Here is a 14662-nt window from a genome sequence, read left to right as displayed (position 1 = left end):
GATTGGCGCCTAAGTCGCACCGCTGACGCGGGCGAGGCCATCCTTGGCCGGCTGGTAGGTCGGATCAAGATGCACGGCTTCGCGGTAGGATTTCCCCGCCTTGACCTTGTCGCCGCGCCGCTCGTAGATCAGCGCCTGATTGGCCCAGGCCTCGGCGTTCTTGCCGTCGAGCTTGATCGCCATGTTGAAGTCGGCAAAGGCGTTGTCTTCGTCGTTGGTGGCCAGATAGGAAAGGCCGCGGCCGTTGTAGGGTTCGGCGGCGTCCGGCGCTAGCGAGATGGCGGTCGAGAAATCCTCGATGGCGAATTTGTGCTGGCCCTGGCTCTGATAGATCAGGCCGCGATTGTGATAAGCGCGCGCATCGGTGGTGTCGAGCTGGATTGCCTTCTGGAAGTCGTTGAAGGCATCCTGGGTGCGACCCGCCTTGCGGTAGAGATTGCCGCGGCCGATATAGGCGGCGTCATAATTGCTATTGATCTGGATCGAACGGTTGTAGTCGTCGAGCGCGGCCTTCTGATTGCCGAGGAAGCGCTGAATCAGCGCACGGTTCGAGTAGGCCTGGTAGAAATTCGGGTTGAGCTGGATGGCGGTGTTGAAATCCTGGAGCGCCGCCTGGTACTGGCCGCCACGGCCATAAGCGGAGCCGCGCACATTGTAGCCTTCGGGATCCTTGGGATTGCGCTGAATCACCGCCGACAGCGAGGAGATGTTCTCGCTCGAGCCTTGCGCCTTGTCGATGTTGTTGAATTCGCCTGTAGGGCCCGCCGTCTGGCAGCCGGCCAGCGCCAGCCCGGAAAGCAGGGCTGCCGTCAGGGCAAAGCCGCGCAATTGGGTTCTGCGCTCCACGCTGATTGCGTTCATGTCTGCCCTGTCCTCACTTCAGTCGCGTCACTCGGGTCCGGGTCCCCCCTCCGGGCCGGGTCAAAATTGTCGTAAAGCGTTAGAGCGTCTTTTGAGCGTTCAAGTGGACGCATGTCGCCCTAAACAAAAAGGTGGCGGCGATTCCGCATCGCGCCACCTCTGGTATCCTTCGAAAAGGACGAAAAATTGGCGTTAGAACCGCGGCGGGCGCGGAGCACCACCTGCACCGCCGGCGGCGCCAGCAGCAACCGGACGCGGCGTCATCGGCAGCAGGCCTTCGCGCTGTGCGCGCTTGCGGGCCAGCTTGCGGGCGCGGCGCACGGCTTCGGCCTTTTCACGGGCGCGCTTCTCGGAAGGCTTCTCGTAATGGCCGCGCATCTTCATTTCGCGGAAAATGCCTTCGCGCTGCATCTTCTTCTTGAGCGCGCGAAGCGCCTGATCAACGTTATTGTCGCGGACGAGTACCTGCACGGGCAATCCTGTCTTTCGGGTTTGATATCAACAGGCAAGCGGCCATAGCCACAAGCCTCCGCGGCGATCTACACCACGAATTGTGGCGGCTGATAGCAGAATCAGGCCGCGCTGTCCACAGCCGAAATGAACATCAGCGGCAAACCGCAGCCGGTTTGCCGCTGGATCGGGAGCCGACTACGCCGTAGCGAGGTGAAGCCGCTCGAAATCCTCGAAGAACTCACCATAGTCGCACGTGATCTCCTCCCCGGCCGCGATGTCGCGGGTGGCGATGGCGCCGCCATACTGCGAAAAATCCGTATTCGGCCGTTCGGCGTGATTCATGAAACGCCCATTGTCGACCTCATAGACCATGAAACCGGGACGGTCCGGGCTTGGATAGGCATAGCGGTCGAGCAATTCCCTCAGATGCGAGGGGGCTGCCTCGTATTTTTTCATCGGAATCAATCGGTCGAAATCCGGATCGAGCCGCCAGATCGAGGCGCCTTTCCTGATCGGTTCGGCGGCGAACACGCCGACGCCTTCGATTGCACTCGCAGCCACGTAGGTTCTGATCAGCATCATGGTTCCAGGACCTGTATTGGCAAAAGACCCGTTTCGACAGGAAACGGCATCGCCAAATCGCACGGAAAAAGCAAGACCGGCCGTCCACCTTGCGACAATCAACATGCATCCTGGCGGGGAAAAGCCTTCACGTCCGGTTGATCGACACGCCGCCATCGGCAAACAGCGCGGCTCCCGTGGTGAAGCTCGATGCGTCGGAGGCAAGGTAGAGGGCCGAACGGGCGATCTCTTCCGGTGTCGCGATACGCTTCAACGCATGCAGGTTTTCGACGAAAGCTCGCGACTCAGGAGTCTTGAAGGTCGCTGCCGGCGTGTCGGTGCCGCCGGGCAGCAGCGCGTTGACCCGCACGCCCTTTGGGCCATATTCAGCGGCCAGCACCTGAGTCAGCCCGATCAGCCCGGCCTTGCTCGCGGCATAGCTGGTCATGCCGGGCATGCCAACGGTGTTACCGACGAAGGTGGAAGTGAAGATCAGCGAACCACCGCCGCGCTCGATCATCGCCGGCACCTGATACTTCGCGCCGAGAAACGCGCTGGTGAGGTTGGTGTCGAGCGTCTCGCGCCATCCATCCAGCGACAGTTCCGAAATCGGACCCATCAGGCCGACGGCGCCGGCGTTGTTGAAGGCGATGTCGAGCCCACCGAATTTTTCGACAGCCAGATCGACAAGGGCTTTCGCATAGGTTTCGTCGCGGACATTGCCGGCAAGGGCGACGGCCGTGCCGTCGGCGTCGGCTATCTCGGCCACCAGCGCATCGAGCTCGGCCTGACGGCGGGCAGCGACGATGACCTTGGCGCCTTCCTCGGCGAACAGTTTCGCGGTGGCGCGGCCGATGCCGGAACTGGCGCCGGTGACGATGGCGATCTTGTTGGCGAGTGCAAGCATCTTCTGCATCCTTTTCTTCGCCAGCGGCGCCGGCAATCGGGATGTTGATCGCAAGTTGGGCGCGCGCGAGCCACCCGATACGTGCGAAGGCATCTGCTAAGATTTCTTGACGCCGGGCGGACGCCAAGCTACCAAGCCGTCATTCAACATTGCGGGTGGACGCGCCACCCATTCCAATGACCCCCCAAGACATCATGAGCAAGTTGCTGGAGCCCGGCTTCGAAGGCGACAGTGCGTTGACGTTCGCTCTTCAATCGGAATTTCATAGAGGCTTTCCGTTCGAAAATCTTCGGCCGCTGCTGACGTCCGACAATCTTCATACCCAGGCCGCCGCCGCTTTCTTGGTGGCCGAGATCAGTTCCAAAATAAGCTACAAAATGAATTGCGTCGTCGCGGAGATAGCCGATCTGCTCGACAGTGAAGTTTCGGGCATCCGGTTCGACGCAATCGAGGCGCTTCTGGGATGCACGACGCCTGCGGATGGCGCCATTCTCGGTCGCGTCATGCTGCGGCTGGATGACGAGCATGCCGGCGTTCGATGGAGAGCAACCGAGTTCATCCGGTTCGCGGGCCGGTGGCAGTTACGGCTCGCGGTGGAAAATGCTGCCACGCTGCGTCCGGACTCGGCCTTCCCGATCCTGGCAAAGGCTCATGGTCAGCACTTCAGGGCAACGACCAAGGGATACGGTGGCTGCTCGATCATCCGGACGCGCTTGTGCGGCGCTTCGGTGCAGCCGTCGCAGTCAGGCCACGCTATGTGGTCGACGAGCAGCTCCTGGCAATGGCCGAAGGGTCGGATGATGCCGAAGTCAGAGAGATCGCGGCCAGTTGTTATCATAGCCATCTGACACCGATCTACGCCGTCTGGTCGTCTGCACTGTTCAGGCAAGGCATGTCATCCGCGTGACTTGCTGAGTCGCATCGAGAGTCTGGCGATATAGGCCCCTGTATCGGCCCGAACTATTGCTTCAGCAGCCATCCTAGGCGATCGAGCGAGAACGCGTAGCTGATGACGATGAGCAGGGCGAGGATGATGCCCGTGGTCGTGTAGCCGGCCACGTAGAATCCGACGGCACCACCGAACAGGATCGTCAGTTCAAGCACCAGACGCACCGCACCCGGTACCGGCACAGGGGCGCGGCCCGACCGGCTGGGATCGTCGAGCACGGCGAAGGTCCCCCACAAGGCAGCGGCAATGAGGGGCAAGGCCAGGGCCAGGAGCCAGCGCCACAATCCATCGGAGAGACCCCAGCCCGACAAGCCGAGGCCGAGCAAGGCGGCAAGCTCCAGCAGGAAGCGCAACGTCAAATTCCACCAGGCGTTGCCCATGATCGTCCTCCAGAGTGTCGCGACGGCAATGTGACTGAAGGCAACCATGGCCACCAGATCGCGTGCGTCATTTTCGGCGCGGCGCAAAACGGCAAGCGCCGTCGCAAACAGCGCAAGGGTGGAAGCTGCGTTTCGCTAGTGATACACCTCGCGCGCCGGGGTCGATAGAATGCCCTGCCGCCATTTGCGAGGCTGGAACGTTGAAGAAATATTCGGTATTCGCCATCGCCCGGGAGGCCATGCGCGGCCACAAGGGCTGGGAGGAACAGTGGTCCTCGCCTGAGCCGAAGAAGGAATACGACGTCATCATCGTCGGCGCCGGCGGTCATGGCCTGGCCACCGCCTATTACCTCGCCACGGTGCACGGCATCACCAATGTCGCGGTGCTGGAAAAGGGCTGGCTCGGCGGCGGCAACACCGGCCGCAACACCACCATCATCCGCTCGAACTATCTCTATGACGAGAGCGCCGGCATCTACGACCATGCGCTGAAGCTGTGGGACGGGCTCAGCCAGGAGCTCAACTACAACGTCATGTATTCGGCGCGCGGCGTCATGATGCTCGCCCACAACGTGCACGACATCCAGGTGCTGAAGCGTCATGTCCACGCCAACCGGCTGAACGGCATCGACAATGAATGGCTGACGCCGGAGCAGGCGAAGGAATTCTGCCCGCCGCTAAACACCTCCAAGGATGCGCGCTATCCCGTCGTCGGTGCGGCCTTGCAGCGCCGCGGCGGCACGGCGCGCCACGATGCCGTGGCCTGGGGCTATGCCCGCGGCGCCTCGGCGCGCGGCGTCCACATCATCCAGAATTGCGAGGTCACCGGCGTCAAGCGGGCGGCCAATGGCGCAGTCATGGGCGTCGACACGACGCGCGGCTTCATCGGCGCCAAGAAGGTCGGCGTCGTTGCCGCCGGCCACTCGTCCGTCATCATGAACATGGCCGGCGTGCGCATGCCGCTGGAAAGCTATCCGCTGCAGGCGCTGGTGTCGGAGCCGGTCAAGCCGGTGGTGCCTTGCGTGGTGATGTCGAACACGGTGCATGCCTATATCTCGCAGTCCGACAAGGGCGAGCTGGTCATCGGCGCCGGCACCGACCAGTACGTCTCCTATTCGCAGACCGGCGGCCTGCACATATTGCAGCACACGCTCGACGCCATCTGCGAGATGTTCCCGATCTTCACGCGCATGAAGATGCTGCGCTCATGGGGCGGCATCGTCGACGTCACACCCGACCGCTCGCCGATCCTGGCCAAGACGCCGGTGCCCGGCCTCTATGTCAATTGCGGCTGGGGCACGGGCGGCTTCAAGGCGACGCCGGGCTCCGGCCATGTCTTTGCCCACACCATCGCCAAGGATGATCCGCATCCGATCAACGCGCCCTTCACCATCGAGCGCTTCCGCACCGGCCGACTCATCGACGAGGCGGCGGCGGCGGCGGTGGCGCACTGATGATGGCGCAGATGGCTGTCGCCATGCCGCTGATGCTGGCGGGGGAACAGGGCATGTTCCATTTTCCCTCGGCGGACGAAGTGCGCACGCAGCCGATCAGCCGCGCCGGGAACGAGGCCAACTGGCCGTTTTCCGTCGATGACGGCATCCTGGCCTGCGTGTGGAGCGGCGGCCAGAAGGTGGTCATGTTCCTGGAGAACATGCCTTCCGACCAGGATGAGGACGACACATTCGAGCCGCGCCGCGTCATCGTCACGACCGATCCGATGCAACTCACCATCGGCAACATGGCGTACCGCGACCTGTTTCGTCCGGCCGCAAGCGTGGAGGAGCGCATCCGGCTCGTCGCGCCTTTTGCCGCCATGGGCCAGAGGCTTTGCGACCAACCCGCCGGCGCTCATGTCGGCAACGGCGAATTGTAGGAACGAACCAAATGCTTCTCATCCGCTGCCCCTATTGCGAGGAAGAGCGCCCGGAACTCGAGTTCCGCAACGCCGGCGAGGCGCATATCGCGCGCTCGGCCAACATGGCTGGCGAGAGCGACGACGATTTCGAAAAGTTCTTCTTCATCCGCTCGAATCCCAAGGGCATCATCTATGAGCGCTGGCGGCACATGCATGGCTGCGCGCGCTTCTTCAATGCGGTGCGCGACACCGTCACCGACAAGTTCATCATGACCTACAAGGCCGGCGAACCGAAGCCGTCGAAGCTGCCCATAATCTCTAACGAAGTGGTTGCCAAATGAGCGGCGCGTTCCGCATTCCCGGTGCCGGTCGCCTCAAGCAGGCGAAGACCGCGCGGTTCAACTTCGATGGCCAGTCCTACACCGGTATCGAGGGCGATACGCTGGCCTCGGCGCTGCTTGCCAATGGCGTCCATCTCGTCGGCCGCTCGTTCAAATATCACCGCCCGCGCGGCATCCTGTCGGCGGGCGCGGAAGAGCCCAACGCGCTGGTCGAGATCAAGCGTGACGCGGCGCGCAAGACGCCGAACGTGCGGGCCACCGTGCAGGAGCTCTATGACGGGCTTGAAGCACAGTCGCAGAACCGCTGGCCGTCGCTGTCCTTCGACGTCGGCGCGGTCAACGACATCGCGTCGCCGCTGTTTTCTGCCGGTTTCTACTACAAGACCTTCATGTGGCCGAAAGCGGCCTGGAAGAGCCTTTACGAGCCGAAGATCCGCGCCGCGGCCGGCCTTGGCATTTCCCCGGATAAACCTGATCCCGACCATTATTCGTCGCGCTATGCGCATTGCGACGTGCTGGTGCTGGGCGGCGGTGCCGCCGGCATCGCGGCAGCACTCGCCGCGGCCGAGACCGGCGTGCGCGTCATCCTCGCCGACGAGCAGGCAGAGTTCGGCGGCAGCCTGCGTTTCGAGACCGGCGCCGGGATCGATGGCCAGGACGGTTTTGCCTGGGCGCAGGCGGCGATTGCTAGGCTTCAAGGCATGGGCAATGTCCGCGTGCTTCCGCGCACCACGGCCTTCGGCTACTACGCGCAGAATTTCGTCGGCTTGGTCGAGCGCGTCAGCGATCATCTCTCCGCCCCCGGCCACGACCTGCCGCGCGAGCGGCTGTGGCAGGTGCGGGCCAAGCGCGTGGTGCTGGCCTCCGGCGCTATCGAACGGCACATGGTCTTCGCCCACAACGACCGGCCGGGCATCATGCTGGCCGGTGCGGCGCGCACCTATCTCAACCATTATGGCGTCGCTGTCGGCAAGAATGTCGGCGTCTACACCGCCAATGATTCCGCCTATGCGGCGGCGATCGACCTTAAGAAGGCCGGCGTCAACGTGGCGGCGATCGTCGACCTGCGCGACCATCCGACCGGACCGGTGATCGACGAGGCGAGGGCGCTCGGCATCGAGGTCAATTTCGGCCGCGCGGTGATCCGCGCCGGTGGCAAATTGCGGGTGTCGTCGATGACCGTGCAGCCGAAGAATGGCGGTGGCGAACGCACCATCCCGGTCGATGCGATCCTGATGTCGGCCGGCTGGACGCCGTCGGTGCATCTGTTCTCGCAGTCGCGCGGCAAGGTCGCTTTCAACGACGAGACCAAGCGCTTCGTGCCGGGCACCTATGCGCAGGATTGCGTCTCGGTCGGCGCCTGCAACGGCACCGACGGGCTGTCGGCGACGATCGACGAGGCTTATGCGGCCGGCGAGAAGGCAGCGAAAGATGCCGCTGCTAAAACCGCCAAGAGCAACAAGCCGAAGGTCGACGCCTCAGAGAGCTGGTCGCGCGGCATGCTGGGGGCTGCCCCCGGCGCCGGGCCGGACACCACGGTCAAGGCCTTTGTCGATTTCCAGAACGACGTCACCGCCAAGGATATCCGCCAGGCGGTGCATGAGGGCATGCGCTCGATCGAGCACGTCAAGCGCTTCACCACCAACGGCATGGCGACCGACCAGGGCAAGACCTCCAACATGCACGGCCTAGCGATTGCTGCCGAAGTACTTGGCAAGCCAATCCCGGAAGTCGGCCTGACCACGTTCCGGGCGCCCTATACGCCTGTCACCTTCGGCGCGATCGTCAGCCACTCGCGCGGGCCGCTGTTCGACCCGACGCGCAAGACGGCGATCCATCCGTGGGCCGAGGCGCAAGGCGCCGTGTTCGAGGATGTCGGACAGTGGAAGCGCGCCTGGTATTTCCCCAAGGGGGGTGAAGACATGCACGCCGCGGTCGACCGCGAATGCGTCGCGGTGCGAAAGACGGCCGGCCTGTTCGATGCCTCGACGCTCGGCAAGATCGAAGTGGTCGGGCCGGATGCGGCCAAGTTCATGGAACTGCTGTACACCAATCCGTGGGAGAAGCTGGAGCCAGGCCGCTGCCGCTATGGCATCATGCTGCGCGAGGACGGCTTCATCTATGATGACGGCGTCGTCGGCAGGCTGGCGCCAGACCGCTTCCATGTGACGACGACGACCGGCGGCGCGCCGCGCGTCATGAACCACATGGAGGATTATCTCCAGACCGAGTTCCCGCAACTCAATGTCTGGCTGACCTCGATCACCGAGCAATGGGCAGTCATCGCCGTACAGGGACCGAAGTCGCGTGACATCATCGCGCCGCTGGTCGAAGGCATCGACATGTCCGACGAGGCGCTGCCGCACATGTCGGTGCGCGAAGGCAAGATCTGCGGCGTGCCGACCCGGCTGTTCCGCATGTCGTTCACCGGCGAGCGTGGCTTCGAGGTCAACGTGCCGGCCGACTACGGCCAGGCAGTCTGGGAAGCGCTGTGGGCCGAGGGCCAGAAGCATGGTGCGGCCGCCTACGGCACCGAGGCGATGCACGTGCTGCGCGCCGAAAAAGGCTACATCATCGTCGGCCAGGATACCGACGGCACGGTGACGCCGAACGATGCCGCTCTCGACTGGGCGGTCGGCAAGAAAAAGGCCGATTTCGTCGGCATCCGCGGCATGGCGCGGCCGGATCTGGTCGCCAAGGGCCGCAAGCAACTGGTCGGCCTCAAGACCAAGGACCCCAAGGTGGTGCTGGAAGAGGGCGCTCAGATCGTCGAGGATCCAAAGCAGGCGATCCCGATGAAGATGATCGGCCACGTCACCTCGAGCTATTGGTCGGAAAATTGCGGCCGCTCGATTGCCCTTGCGCTGGTCGCCGGCGGCCGCGACCGCATGGGTGACACTCTCTACGTGCCGATGCCGAACGGGGTGATCGAAGTGGAGGTTTCCGGCATGGTGTTCTTCGACGAGACGGGAGGGCGCCTCAATGGCTAAAGCCGCTGCAAAGAAGACGACTTCGGTTGCATCGCCTTCGGTCGAGCGCCGTCCGGCGCTAGCTGGACGCAGCACCGCCGCGACTGGCGCCAAGGTCGAGGTGCTGCCGCCGGCCGAGCGCATCTCGCTGCGCGCGCCGGAGGCTTCGACTGCCGCCCTTTCCAAGGCGCTTGGCGTGACCTTGCCGAAAAAACCGAAGACCTCGGCCACGAAGGCCGGCCGCACCGCTCTGTGGCTTGGTCCCGACGAATGGCTGGTTATCGATGAGGCCAGCAACGATCCGCTCGCCGACTGCGCGGCGGTTTCCGCCCTCCATTCGGCCGTCGGTATCTCGCATCGCAACATCGCGATCGGAGTGACGGGCGCCGGCGCGGCCGCGGCGATCAATTCTGGCTGCCCGCAGGATCTGTCGCTCGATGCCTTCCCGGTCGGAGCGGCTTCGCGCACGATCCTGGGCAAGGCCGAGATCGTGCTGTTGCGCACGGCGGCCGATGGCTTCAGGGTCGAGTGCTGGCGTTCCTTCTCGGACTATGTCTTTACTTTCCTGTCCGAGGGATCGCGAGACGCAGCGGTCTGAACTCGGAACGTTTTGCAGGGCACGCTCGTTCTGCATCCGCACGCCGAGGGAGAATGCCGATGCCGTCGAATTCCGCGCCGAAGTCGCCGGTCAAGAAGAGCCCTGCCGTTCGTTCGCTCGAACATGAGAAGCACGAGGGCTCGAGCGCCGAAGAAGAACTTGAGGAAGGCCTCGAGGACACCTTTCCGGCCAGCGATCCGGTGTCGATAACCGGGACGGCCATCCCCGGCGGTCCCGCGAAGCCGGGCAAGGCCAAGACCGTGGCCGGCCGCAAGAAGCGGACGAGGTAGTTTCCATCGGACCAGGCCGGATCGGGCCTTCTCAATCCCATCGGGCATGCTATTTAAAGCGCTTTGGGAGAGAAAAATGCCGACAAAAGCCATCGTTTGGGGCGAGAACGTCCACGAGCAGACCAATGCCGCCGTGCGCGACCTTTATCCCTTGGGCATGCATGGCACAATCGCCGCGGCGCTCAACCAGGACAAGGGTATCGAGGCGACCACCGCCACCTTGCAGGAACCCGAGCACGGCTTGAGCGAACAGCGCCTGGCCACCACCGATGTCCTACTGTGGTGGGGCCACAGGTCGCATGGCGAGGTCAAGGACGAGATCGTCGAGCGCGTGCAGAAGCGGGTGTGGGAAGGCATGGGGCTGATCGTGCTCCATTCCGGCCACTACTCGAAGATATTCAAGCGGTTGATGGGCACGCCCTGTTCGCTGAAATGGCGCGAGGCGGGCGAGCGCGAGCGCGTCTGGGCGATCAACCGCAGCCATCCGATCGCGCAGGGCATCGGCGAGTGCCTGGAGATTGGCGAGACGGAGATGTATGGCGAGCCGTTCGCGGTGCCGGAGCCGCTCGAGACGGTGTTCGTGTCCTGGTACGAGGGCGGCGAGGTGTTCCGGTCCGGGCTGACCTACCAGCGCGGCGCCGGCAGGATATTCTACTTTTCGCCCGGCCACGAAACCTACCCGATCTACCACAATGAGGGCGTGCAGCAGGTGCTGCGCAACGCCGTGCATTGGGCGCACAACCCGGCGCCGGCCTGGTCCGGCATCACCAATGCGCCGAACGTGCCGACGGACGCCGCCAAGGAGAAGATCGTCCAGAAAGGGCTGCGCCTGCATGCCGACGGTGACAAGGGCCTGAGTTGATGGGCCAGGCCGGGCTACGCGTCAGCGTTCGACTGGGCCAGTCCGGTGCCGCCAACCGAGGTGGCGTCGCTTAGACCAAACTGCTCGCCAGGCCGGCTTTCAATTTGCGCCGGCCTCGGCGTTTGATTTTGTCTCAAAATGTGCTGGGCACGATCCACGGATTGATGCTGATGCCGAGCCGCGGGCCCTTGCCGTCAGCGGTGTTTTCCGTGGAACCCTGCTTCTCGACCGAGCCGGTGGGAGCGCAATCGAGCTTCACATGGGTCCTGGTGTCGACGCAGGTCGCAGCCGGTGCCTGCTTGACCGGATGGGTGGCGCCGGCGGCGAAGGCCGAGCCCGAAAGTGCCAGCACGGCGGCGAGGGTGAGGAGTGTCGTTTTCATCGTCAGTCTCCGTTTTCGACCGTTGAATTTTTTCCGTACGTGTACGATACGGCGTACATATACGTCTGGCGATGCCGTCGTTCAAGTCAGAAACGTACATGTACGAATGAATTTTATTGAACTTTTATTGAACGCCAAAAATCGCGGCGTTCTGGCGCAGCCGAGCACTCCAACCGGACGTTGGTCGTGGTTGTCAGAGCCTGTGAGGGAAGCCGCTCAGCACTTGACCGGCGTTTCGGTCAGCGGCGGCACGGTCTGCGTGCTCAGCGTGGCAAGCGTGAAATCGCACATCCGCTTCACGAAAGCCTGCGGGTCGCCGAAGGGATAGAACGGAAAGGTGATCAGCAGCGAGATCGTGCCGTGGCCGACCGCCCACAGCATGGTGGCGATGGCGCGCGGGTCGCCCTGCAGCTTGCCGGCGGCGACACAGGCCTCGACCCTGCTGATCAGCGCGTTCATCGCCGGGTTGCTCTCTTCCATGGCCTCGTAGCTCCTGCCTTCCGGCAGCTTGGTCTTCTCGGTCATGAACACGGTGCGGTATTCGTTGGGATTGCCGAGCCCGAAGGCGGCATACTCAGTCATGACCGCCTGCAATGCCTCGATCGGATCGTCGGACGAATGCTCCTCGATGCGGCGGGCAAGCGTCTCGAACGCATCTTCGGCCAGGGCGAACAGGATGTCCTGCTTGTCGGCGAAATAGGAATAGACCGACATCGGCGCGTAGCCGACCCGCTTGGCCAGTTTGCGGATGGTCAGGCCTTCATAGCCTTCTTCCTGGACGAGCTTGTGCGCGGCTTCGACCAGCTCGGAGCGCAGTTCGGCCCTTTGTTTCTCGCGGCGTGTCTGGACGCTCGGCGGCAAGATCTCGTGCCTTTGGTTGGTTGGTACCTGGCTAAATTATATACGCTGTACGAAAACGGACAAGGGCGCGACAGGTTCCCAAACGGCATGCTTCAGATCGCACCGATGCCGCCGTCGACGGCCAGCGCATGGCCGGTCATGAAGGAGTTTGCCGGATCGGCGGCAAACAGGATGGCGGTGGTGATTTCGTCGACTTCCGCCACCCGCTTCATCGGCACGCCACGCGTCAGCTCCGCCAACGCCTCTGCTTCCGGCGCGCCGGAGACGCGCACGAAGCTGTCGACCATCGCCGTCCTTGTGTGGGCGGGGCAGATGGCGTTGATACGCAGGCCCTTGGTGGCGTATTCGACCGCCGCCGAGCGGGTCAAGCCGATGACACCGTGCTTGGCTGCGGCATAGACCGAGAGTTTCGGCGCGCCGGATAGGCCGGCGGCCGAAGCGATGTTGACGATGGCGCCGCCCTTGCCGGTCGCCTTGAACTGCCGCTCCATCTGCGGGATCTGGTGCTTCATGGCATAGAAGACGCCGAGCAGATCGACCTCCAGCACGCGGCGAGCCTCGTCCGAGGGGACCTGCGGCAAGCGCACGAAGCTCTGCACGATGCCGGCATTGTTGATGGCGACATCCAGACGGCCGAATTTTTCGACCGCCAGCCTGACCAGATCCTCGGATAGTTTTTCGTCGGCGATGTTGCCGGCAAGGGTCGCCGTTTCGGCCTGCAGCGTGGCTGCAAGGTCGGCGAGCGCCCTTTCGTCGATATCCGACAGCACCAGCCGCGCGCCTTCAGCGGCAAAGCCTTTCGCCGCACCCCGGCCAAGCCCGCCGGTCGCACCGGTGATCAGCACGGTTGCTCCCGCAAAACGGCCCATCACGCCTCCTGGTCGGTCAGTTTCGCGGCGAGATGCGAAAGCAGTTTTACCGCCTCGCCATAGGTTCTGGCCTTTTCGGGATTGGAGGCGTTGCCGTCCAATGCCCGCTTGAAGACGCCCTGGCAGATCGCCGCCAGACGGAAGAAGGAGAAGGCCAGGAAGAAGGTCCAGTCGCCGATGCCGTCCAGCCCGCGTCGCCGGCAGTAGGCGACGACATAGTCCTCTTCGGAAGGCAGGCCGAGCGCGCGACGGTCGATACCGCCCAGGCCGCGAAAGCCCGAGGCGTGGGGCAGGCGCCATTGCATGCACTGATAGGCGATGTCGGCAAAGGGGTGCCCGAGCGTCGACAATTCCCAGTCGAGCACCGCCAGAACCGTCGGCCGGTCGGCGGCAAAAATCAGATTGTCCAGCCGGTAGTCGCCATGCACCAGCGAAACGCGGCCGTCATCGGCGGGCCTATGCGTCTCCAGCCAGGCAATCAGCCGGTCCATATCGGCGATGGTACCGGTTTCCGAGGCGCGATACTGGGCGGTCCAGCGGGCCAACTGGCGCTCGAAATAATTACCCGGCCGGCCGAAATCGTTGAGACCCGCGGCCCCGACATCGACATCGTGCAGCGCTGCGAGCGTTGCGTTCATGGCATCGTAGATGGCGGCGCGTTCGTCGTTGTCGCGGGCCTCAGGCAGCGCCGGATCCCAGAGGATGCGGCCGTCGAGGAAATCCATCACGTAGAACATACGGCCGATCGGCGAGTCCTCCGCCGACAGATGCAGCATCCTGGGCACCGGCACGGCGGTGCCGGCAAGCGCGCTCATCACGGTGAATTCGCGGTCGACCTGATGCGCCGATTTCAGCAGTTGCCCGGGCGGCTTGGCGCGCAACACGTAGCGGCCGCTTTGCGCGGTCAAAAGGTAAGTCGGGTTCGATTGGCCGGATTTGAATTTTTCGATGGAGGCAAGCCCGGTGAAGCCGGTGATGGTGGCCTCGAGATAGGGCGCCAGTGCTGCCTGGTCGAGAACGTTCGGATCGCTCATGCCGTCTCGGGCTGGCGTTCGATCAAGGTCAGCGTCAGCCAACGGGCGGTCAGCGCCGGTTTCTTGGAGCCTTCGATCTCGATCGTCACGTCATGCGCGGTCTGCACCCAGCCCGACGGCCTGACCTTGACGTCGGCCAGCACAAAACGGGTGCGGATGCGCGCGCCGGTCTTCACCGGCGCCAGGAAGCGCAGCGAATCGAAGCCGTGGTTGACGCCCATCTTGCCGTTTTCCAGCGGTGGCATGGTCTCGAAGGTCATCGCCGACAACAGCGACAGCGACAGGAAGCCATGCGCGATGGTGCCGCCGAACGGCGTCTCGCGCATGGCGCGCTCCGGATCGCAGTGGATGAACTGGTGATCGTCGGTGGCGTCGGCGAACTGGTCGATCATGCGTTGCGTGACCACCCGCCACGGCGACACGCCAACTTCCTTGCCGACACTGGCCAGAAGTACATCGAGACTGATCGGTTCCACGCGGATGTCCT

Annotated in this window: 18 protein-coding genes; 8 read left to right on the top strand and 10 right to left on the bottom strand. The window is 63.6% G+C overall.

Features of this window, described 5'->3' with window-relative positions:
- Nucleotides 1-9: 9 nt before the first annotated feature.
- The 4 genes from AC1D2G_RS12940 to AC1D2G_RS12925 all read right to left on the bottom strand — a co-directional run bounded on the left by AC1D2G_RS12940 (nt 10) and on the right by AC1D2G_RS12925 (nt 2782).
- Nucleotides 10-861 carry a tetratricopeptide repeat protein gene (locus AC1D2G_RS12940; protein WP_457153123.1) on the bottom strand — a complete coding sequence of 284 codons (852 nt, stop codon included), beginning with the start codon at nt 859-861 and terminating at the stop codon, nt 10-12.
- A gap of 192 nt (nt 862-1053) precedes the next feature.
- On the bottom strand, nt 1054-1332 hold the full coding sequence (gene rpsU, locus AC1D2G_RS12935; protein ID WP_023810129.1) for a 30S ribosomal protein S21: 279 nt from the start codon (nt 1330-1332) through the stop codon (nt 1054-1056).
- Nucleotides 1333-1509: 177 nt separating this feature from the next.
- A complete protein-coding gene (locus AC1D2G_RS12930; protein ID WP_477414358.1) occupies nt 1510-1896 on the bottom strand; it encodes an SET domain-containing protein in 387 nt (128 codons plus the stop codon).
- A gap of 127 nt (nt 1897-2023) precedes the next feature.
- Nucleotides 2024-2782, bottom strand: coding sequence for an SDR family oxidoreductase (locus AC1D2G_RS12925; RefSeq protein WP_477414581.1), 759 nt, complete (start codon nt 2780-2782; stop codon nt 2024-2026).
- Between the two features lie 203 nt (nt 2783-2985).
- On the opposite strand from AC1D2G_RS12925, the gene AC1D2G_RS12920 reads away from it, so the two are divergent.
- Entirely contained in the window at nt 2986-3630 is a 645-nt protein-coding gene (locus tag AC1D2G_RS12920; protein WP_477414356.1) for a HEAT repeat domain-containing protein, read from the top strand.
- Between the two features lie 112 nt (nt 3631-3742).
- Here AC1D2G_RS12920 and AC1D2G_RS12915 read toward each other — a convergent pair whose 3' ends face one another.
- Nucleotides 3743-4111: a DUF2568 domain-containing protein gene (locus tag AC1D2G_RS12915; RefSeq protein ID WP_477414354.1), complete on the bottom strand. Its 369-nt coding sequence runs from the start codon at nt 4109-4111 to the stop codon at nt 3743-3745.
- Nucleotides 4112-4311: 200 nt separating this feature from the next.
- On the opposite strand from AC1D2G_RS12915, the gene AC1D2G_RS12910 reads away from it, so the two are divergent.
- The 7 genes from AC1D2G_RS12910 (at nt 4312) to AC1D2G_RS12880 (ending at nt 11029) form a co-directional block, all read left to right on the top strand.
- Nucleotides 4312-5565 carry a sarcosine oxidase subunit beta gene (locus tag AC1D2G_RS12910; protein ID WP_095084630.1) on the top strand — a complete coding sequence of 418 codons (1254 nt, stop codon included), beginning with the start codon at nt 4312-4314 and terminating at the stop codon, nt 5563-5565.
- On the top strand, nt 5565-5987 hold the full coding sequence (locus AC1D2G_RS12905) for a hypothetical protein (protein ID WP_095084629.1): 423 nt from the start codon (nt 5565-5567) through the stop codon (nt 5985-5987). The genes AC1D2G_RS12910 and AC1D2G_RS12905 overlap by 1 nt, the downstream gene beginning before the upstream one ends.
- Before the next feature lie 11 nt (nt 5988-5998).
- Nucleotides 5999-6310 carry a sarcosine oxidase subunit delta gene (locus AC1D2G_RS12900; RefSeq protein WP_457150381.1) on the top strand — a complete coding sequence of 104 codons (312 nt, stop codon included), beginning with the start codon at nt 5999-6001 and terminating at the stop codon, nt 6308-6310.
- Nucleotides 6307-9300, top strand: a complete 2994-nt coding sequence (locus tag AC1D2G_RS12895; RefSeq protein ID WP_457150380.1) for a sarcosine oxidase subunit alpha — start codon at nt 6307-6309, stop codon at nt 9298-9300. Before AC1D2G_RS12900 ends, AC1D2G_RS12895 begins: the two co-directional genes overlap by 4 nt.
- Complete coding sequence (locus tag AC1D2G_RS12890) at nt 9293-9877, top strand: sarcosine oxidase subunit gamma (RefSeq protein WP_457150379.1); 585 nt, start codon at nt 9293-9295, stop codon at nt 9875-9877. The genes AC1D2G_RS12895 and AC1D2G_RS12890 overlap by 8 nt, the downstream gene beginning before the upstream one ends.
- Before the next feature lie 59 nt (nt 9878-9936).
- Entirely contained in the window at nt 9937-10167 is a 231-nt protein-coding gene (locus AC1D2G_RS12885; RefSeq protein WP_457150378.1) for a hypothetical protein, read from the top strand.
- A 76-nt stretch (nt 10168-10243) separates the two neighbouring features.
- The gene (locus AC1D2G_RS12880; RefSeq protein WP_457150377.1) at nt 10244-11029 is read left to right on the top strand and encodes a ThuA domain-containing protein; all 786 of its coding nucleotides are present in this window, start codon (nt 10244-10246) and stop codon (nt 11027-11029) included.
- 133 nt (nt 11030-11162) lie between these two features.
- Here the strand turns inward: AC1D2G_RS12880 and AC1D2G_RS12875 are convergent, their stop codons facing one another.
- The 5 genes from AC1D2G_RS12875 to AC1D2G_RS12855 all read right to left on the bottom strand — a co-directional run bounded on the left by AC1D2G_RS12875 (nt 11163) and on the right by AC1D2G_RS12855 (nt 14657).
- Complete coding sequence (locus tag AC1D2G_RS12875; protein WP_457150376.1) at nt 11163-11411, bottom strand: DUF680 domain-containing protein; 249 nt, start codon at nt 11409-11411, stop codon at nt 11163-11165.
- Between the two features lie 216 nt (nt 11412-11627).
- Nucleotides 11628-12272, bottom strand: a complete 645-nt coding sequence (locus tag AC1D2G_RS12870; RefSeq protein ID WP_477414352.1) for a TetR/AcrR family transcriptional regulator — start codon at nt 12270-12272, stop codon at nt 11628-11630.
- A 92-nt stretch (nt 12273-12364) separates the two neighbouring features.
- Nucleotides 12365-13141: an SDR family NAD(P)-dependent oxidoreductase gene (locus AC1D2G_RS12865; RefSeq protein WP_477398787.1), complete on the bottom strand. Its 777-nt coding sequence runs from the start codon at nt 13139-13141 to the stop codon at nt 12365-12367.
- Entirely contained in the window at nt 13141-14175 is a 1035-nt protein-coding gene (locus tag AC1D2G_RS12860) for a phosphotransferase family protein (protein WP_477414350.1), read from the bottom strand. Before AC1D2G_RS12860 ends, AC1D2G_RS12865 begins: the two co-directional genes overlap by 1 nt.
- Entirely contained in the window at nt 14172-14657 is a 486-nt protein-coding gene (locus AC1D2G_RS12855) for a MaoC family dehydratase (protein WP_378922604.1), read from the bottom strand. The genes AC1D2G_RS12860 and AC1D2G_RS12855 overlap by 4 nt, the downstream gene beginning before the upstream one ends.
- Between the last annotated feature and the right edge of the window lie 5 nt (nt 14658-14662).

This window comes from Mesorhizobium sp. P2_C7 (genome assembly GCF_056404515.1).
The sequence above is the reverse complement of the archived record's forward strand: the minus strand, read 5'-3'. Positions and strand labels throughout refer to the sequence as shown.

Bases quoted from the DNA above. Each gene is read 5' to 3' on its own strand.
- AC1D2G_RS12890 (WP_457150379.1), top strand. From the start codon at position 9,293: ATGGCTAAAGCCGCTGCAAAGAAGACGACTTCGGTTGCATCGCCTTCG.
- AC1D2G_RS12900 (WP_457150381.1), top strand. From the start codon at position 5,999: ATGCTTCTCATCCGCTGCCCCTATTGCGAGGAAGAGCGCCCGGAACTC.
- AC1D2G_RS12915 (WP_477414354.1), bottom strand. From the start codon at position 4,111: ATGGGCAACGCCTGGTGGAATTTGACGTTGCGCTTCCTGCTGGAGCTT.
- AC1D2G_RS12930 (WP_477414358.1), bottom strand. From the start codon at position 1,896: ATGATGCTGATCAGAACCTACGTGGCTGCGAGTGCAATCGAAGGCGTC.
- AC1D2G_RS12875 (WP_457150376.1), bottom strand. From the start codon at position 11,411: ATGAAAACGACACTCCTCACCCTCGCCGCCGTGCTGGCACTTTCGGGC.
- AC1D2G_RS12860 (WP_477414350.1), bottom strand. From the start codon at position 14,175: ATGAGCGATCCGAACGTTCTCGACCAGGCAGCACTGGCGCCCTATCTC.
- AC1D2G_RS12925 (WP_477414581.1), bottom strand. From the start codon at position 2,782: ATGCTTGCACTCGCCAACAAGATCGCCATCGTCACCGGCGCCAGTTCC.
- AC1D2G_RS12865 (WP_477398787.1), bottom strand. From the start codon at position 13,141: ATGGGCCGTTTTGCGGGAGCAACCGTGCTGATCACCGGTGCGACCGGC.
- AC1D2G_RS12905 (WP_095084629.1), top strand. From the start codon at position 5,565: ATGATGGCGCAGATGGCTGTCGCCATGCCGCTGATGCTGGCGGGGGAA.
- AC1D2G_RS12895 (WP_457150380.1), top strand. From the start codon at position 6,307: ATGAGCGGCGCGTTCCGCATTCCCGGTGCCGGTCGCCTCAAGCAGGCG.
- AC1D2G_RS12885 (WP_457150378.1), top strand. From the start codon at position 9,937: ATGCCGTCGAATTCCGCGCCGAAGTCGCCGGTCAAGAAGAGCCCTGCC.
- AC1D2G_RS12880 (WP_457150377.1), top strand. From the start codon at position 10,244: ATGCCGACAAAAGCCATCGTTTGGGGCGAGAACGTCCACGAGCAGACC.
- AC1D2G_RS12940 (WP_457153123.1), bottom strand. From the start codon at position 861: ATGAACGCAATCAGCGTGGAGCGCAGAACCCAATTGCGCGGCTTTGCC.